Here is a 5,024-nt window from a genome sequence, read left to right as displayed (position 1 = left end):
TCCAGATTGGAGGAGACGATGCAGATGTAGCGCAGCCGCTCCAGCAGCGGCACATCCTCGCGCTGTGCCTGGGCCAGCACACGGCGGTTGAACTCGAGAATGGCCTGCTCCCGGTTGAGCAGCGGAACCGGCGATGCGAGCGAGCTCGGCACAGCGGCATCAGGCAGAGCTCCTGCCGGGGGCGGATTTTTAGTCATCGGAGCATTCTATGAAGCAGCCATGAACGAATAGTGACACGCTCTGGGCACTCCAAGCCTCGCCCTTTCGGGGGCCACCGATAATTGCCCCATGCACCTGATGATTCCCCATGCCAGCGCGCTGGACGACGATTGCGAACAAACCCTGCAGACCCTGGCCCTGCCGCATCTGGCCACCCTGCTCGGCACGCTGCAGGCGCACGCCCCTCTGGGCGGCGACGAGCTTGCGCCGCTGACACCGCAAGAGCTGGCCCAGGCCCAGGCCTGGGGCTGGACGGAAGGCAGCACGGCCTTTGCCGCCGCCCAGGCCGAAGATGATGGACTGGACACCGACGGTCTGGCGTGGGCGTTGCTGACGCCACTGCACCTGAACGTCACCAGCGACCAGGTGACTGCGCTGCACCCGGCGCTGCTGGAGCTGGGGGAGCAGGAGTCGCGCGCCTTTCTGGACGCACTCAGGCCGCTGTTCCCGGCCGAGGAAGGCTGGCGCTTTGCCTGGGGCGCGGCCACGCGCTGGTATGTCGCCCATCCGGATCTGGCCGGCCAGACCAGCGCCAGCCTGGACCGCGTCATCAACCGCAATGTCGACCCGTGGATGCCGGAAGCCCGCCTGCTGAGGCGCCTGCAGAACGAGCTGCAGATGCTGCTGCACCGCCTGCCGCCGAATGAGCCACGCGAGGCGCGCGGAGCGCTGGCGCTGAACTCGGTCTGGATCTCCGGCTGCGGCTTGGCCCGGCCTCGCCGGCACGATCCGGCGCTGCGCCTGGACAAACGCCTGCGCGAGCCGCTGCTCACACAGGACTGGGCCAGCTGGCGCGAAGCCTGGCTGGCGCTGGACGCCGGCCCACTGCGTGAGTTGCTGAGCGCCCACCAGGCCGGTACGCCCGTGGCGTTGACCCTGTGCGGCGAGCGCAGTGCGCAGCGCTGGGAAAGTCGCCCGCGCAAAGGCCTTGCCGGCCTGTGGCAGCGCTTGGCCGCGCCACGTGCCGACGTTGCTGCTGCCTTGTCCGCGCTATGAGCGCCGCCAAGCCGCAAGTCGTCACGCGGGATGCGCCACCGCGCGCCGTCTGGGCGCTGGAGCAGGCCGGCCTGTCGCCGCTGCTGGCCCGCCTGTTCGCCGCCCGCGGCGTGCGCAGCGCCGAAGAACTCGACGATGGCCTTGCCCGCCTGCTGGCGCCCGAGGGGCTCAAGGGCATCGCTGCTGCGGCCACGCTGCTGGCTGACACGCTGCAGCGCGGCGCACGCATCTGCATCGTGGCCGACTACGACTGCGACGGCGCCACGGCCTGCGCGGTGATGCTGCGCGGCTTGGCGCTACTGGGCGCAAGACCTGGCAGCGTGGACTATGTGGTGCCCGATCGCGCGGTGCATGGCTATGGCCTGACACCCGCGATCGTGGACCTGGCGCTGTCCCAGCAGCCGGCGCTGCTGGTGACGGTCGACAACGGCATTGCGAGCTTGGCCGGCGTGGCGCATGCCAAGGCCCTGGGTCTGCAGGTGCTGGTGACCGACCACCACCTGCCCGCGCTGGTGGATGAACGCATCGAGCTGCCCGCAGCCGATGCCCTGGTCAACCCCAGCCAGCCCGGCTGCGAATTCGCCAGCAAGAACCTGGCCGGCGTCGGCGTGGCCTTTTACGTGCTGCTGGCGCTGCGCGGCGAGCTGCGCCAGCGCGGCGTGTTCGAGGCGGCCACACAGCCCCGGCTCGATGTGCTCCTGGATCTGGTCGCGCTCGGCACCGTGGCCGATGTCGTCAAGCTCGACGCAAACAACCGCCGCCTGGTGGCGCAGGGCCTGCGCCGCATGCGTGCCGGTCGCATGCAGCCCGGCGTGGCCGCGCTGTTCAGCGCCGCCGGCCGCGATGCAAGCCGCGCCACCGGCTTCGACCTGGGCTTTGCGCTGGGGCCGCGCGTCAATGCCGCCGGGCGTCTGTCCGACATGACGCTAGGTATCGAATGCCTGACGACCGACGACAGCACGCGTGCGCTGGAACTGGCGCGCCAGCTCGACGCGATCAACCGCGAGCGCCGCGAAATCGAGGCCGGCATGCGCGAGCAGGCCGAGCTCAAGCTGGACGAGCTGCTGAGTAACCCGGCCCTGGGCGGCGACCCGCCACCGGCGCTGGCGCTGTTCGAGCCCGAGTTCCACGAAGGCGTGGTTGGCATCGTCGCATCGCGGATCAAGGACAGGCTGCACCGGCCGACCTTTGTGTTCGCGCGCGGCGCGGACGGGCAACTGAAGGGCTCGGGGCGCTCCATCACCGGCTTCCATCTGCGCGATGCGCTCGATCTGGTGTCCAAGCGCCACCCCGATCTGCTGAAGAAGTTCGGCGGCCATGCGATGGCAGCCGGTTGCACCCTGGAGGACGACGGCTTCGAGCGCTTCAACACCGCGCTGCAGCAGGTCGCCCGCGAATGGCTGGACGAGACCACGCTGACCCGAACGCTGCGCACCGACGGCCCGCTGCCGCCCGAGGCCTTCACCCCGGCTGCCGTGGCCGAGCTGGAGGCCCAGGTCTGGGGCCAGGCCTTCGAGGCACCGCTGTTCTGCGACGAGGTGCAGGTACTGTCACAGCGCATCGTCGGCGAGCGTCATCTGAAGCTGCGCCTGAAGGCGCCGGGCGGCCTGCAGCGCGATGCGATCTGGTTCGGCCATATCGATCCGCTGCCCGACATCGCACGCCTGGCCTACCGCCTGAGCCTCGACGAGTACCAGGGCCAGCAGCGCGTGCAGATGGTGGTGGAAGCCCTGGCCGACCCGGGCTGACCCCCTGCACACAGGAGCGCTCGCTGCACCGCCGGCAAGGGTCACGAGCCCGTCGTGCGGGTGTCAAGAGGCCGCTGCGGACCAACATCACGTCAACAAGACGCCTTCCCTGCTTGTGACATCCGTCACGACAGCTGGCCGCGCTTCTGGCGTCTGCGCATGTGCGCCGCCCATGTCACTGATCTGACATGGGGGACCCGAACAATGACCTCAAGCCTTCACCGGGCGCCGTCCTCGCCGTTCGTCCTTGCTCAGTCCACGACATGCTTCCAGATCAGCCCACCAGCACCTGTGCCACGCGGCTGTTTGAGCAGCTCGACAGCCTGATCGCCCACCGCCAGGTCGATATCCACTACCAGCCACTGGTCGACGTCGATCGCGGCCAGCTGCTGGGTTTCGAGGCTTTGACGCGCGGACCCGCCGATTCCCCCCTGCATTCGCCGCTGGTCTTGTTCGAAACCGCGGCGCTGGCCGGGCGCTTGATCGAACTCGAGCGCCTGGTGGTGCGGCGAGCCCTGCGCCGCTTTCGCGAACTGGGCCTGCCCGGGCAACTGTTCCTGAACCTCACGGCCGATACCCTGCTTGCCGCCGAGGGCCGCATCGAACAGGTCGCGGCCGAGTTCAGCGAACTCGGCATGTGCGCCAGCCGCGTCGTCATCGAGATCACCGAGACCCGCCCCATCCTGGAGCCCGAGCGTCTGAGCCACACGCTGGAGGCCCTGCGCGGCCATGGCTTCGGCATCGCCCTGGACGATCTGGGCGAAGGCTTCGCCAGTCTCAAGCGCTGGCTGGACATCCGGCCGGACTACGTCAAGATCGACCGCCACTTCATCGATGGCATCGCGAAGGAACCGCTGAAGCAGCAGTTCGTACGCTCCATCCTCGAGATGGCCACCAGCAGCGGCTGCAAGGTGATCGCCGAGGGGCTGGAGCATGCTGCCGACCTGGCCGTGCTGCGCCGCCTGGGTGTATCGATCTGCCAGGGCTATCTGATCGCCAGGCCCAGCGCGACGCCGCGTGCTGAGTTGCGCGCGGAGATGCTGTCCCTGCTGGGCGGCGAGCGCCCGCATCGGCGCCTGGACATGCCCTTCGTTCCGCCGCAGAGCATCACCAGCGCCGCACAGCTGGCGCGACGCGGGCCGACAGTGACGGCCGCCGTCAAGTGCAGCACCGTGGTGGAGATGTTCGCGTCGGACGAATTGCTGTTCTCGATGCCGGTGCTCGATGAAGCGCAGCGCCCGGTGGGCATCCTGCGCTCGCTGCAGGTGCTCAAGCGCAGCGGCGAGCGCTTCTTCCGCGAGATTCAGGCCAAGCGCAGCTGCATCGAGCTGATGGACCGCCAACCGCTGACATTCGACGTGGCCACCAGCCTGCGCGAGATGAGCGAGGCGATCTCCAACCTCGACGACCGGCTGATGGTGGACGGCTTCATCGTTACCCGCGACGGCCGCTACTTCGGCTCCGGCCGTACCTCGGACCTGCTGAAGGCGGTCTCTGACTTGCAGGTCTGCTCCGCCCGCTATGCCAATCCGCTGACGCTGTTGCCCGGCAACGTGCCCATCGACAACCACCTGGAAGACCTGGTGCAGGCGGGGCGCCGCTTCGTCGTCGTGGCCTGGGACATCGACAACTTCAAGCCCTTCAACGATGTCTACGGCTACCACCGAGGCGACGAGCTGATCAAGCTCACCGCGCAGATCCTGCTGCAGTCGACGGATGCCGAGCGGGACTTCGTCGGTCACATCGGCGGTGACGACTTTCTGATGGTGCTGGAGTCCACCGATTGGCCGCAGCGGCTGCAAGCCATCTGCCAGACCTTCGATGAAGGCATCCGCAGCTTCTTCAGCCCTGAGCATCTGCAGGGCGGCGGCTATGTGACGCTGAACCGGCAGAACCAGCCCCTGTTCACGCCGCTGCCGACGATCAGCGCGGGTGTCATCCAGGTGCATCCCGGCCAGTTCGGCGGCGCGCACCAGATCTCCGCCGCACTGGCCGAGCCCAAACGCATCGCCAAGGGCGGCACCGGAGCCAGCCGCTTTTTTGTCGAGCGCCGCAATGCGC

The 5,024-nt window shown here is 68.5% G+C and carries 4 protein-coding genes; 3 read left to right on the top strand and 1 reads right to left on the bottom strand.

Annotation, left to right across the window (positions count from 1 at the left end):
* Nucleotides 1-197 (bottom strand): hypothetical protein (locus ACIQ67_RS19490; RefSeq protein WP_397536034.1); only part of this gene is annotated, 197 nt, incomplete at its 3' end.
* A gap of 91 nt (nt 198-288) precedes the next feature.
* Between ACIQ67_RS19490 and ACIQ67_RS19485 the strand changes: the two genes are divergently transcribed.
* The 3 genes from ACIQ67_RS19485 to ACIQ67_RS19475 form a co-directional block, all read left to right on the top strand.
* Nucleotides 289-1,215 (top strand): hypothetical protein, encoded by a 927-nt coding sequence (locus tag ACIQ67_RS19485; protein WP_397536033.1) that lies wholly within the window; start codon nt 289-291, stop codon nt 1,213-1,215.
* Entirely contained in the window at nt 1,212-2,963 is a 1,752-nt protein-coding gene (recJ, locus tag ACIQ67_RS19480) for a single-stranded-DNA-specific exonuclease RecJ (RefSeq protein WP_397536032.1), read from the top strand. The genes ACIQ67_RS19485 and recJ overlap by 4 nt, the downstream gene beginning before the upstream one ends.
* Before the next feature lie 263 nt (nt 2,964-3,226).
* On the top strand, nt 3,227-5,024 hold a 1,798-nt coding region (locus ACIQ67_RS19475; RefSeq protein ID WP_397536031.1), incomplete at its 3' end, for a bifunctional diguanylate cyclase/phosphodiesterase.

It is taken from the genome of Roseateles sp. (assembly GCF_044373315.1).
Lineage (GTDB): Bacteria > Pseudomonadota > Gammaproteobacteria > Burkholderiales > Burkholderiaceae_C > JACDQM01.
Note: the sequence above shows the minus strand (reverse complement) of the source record. Positions and strands in the feature narration are given on the sequence as shown.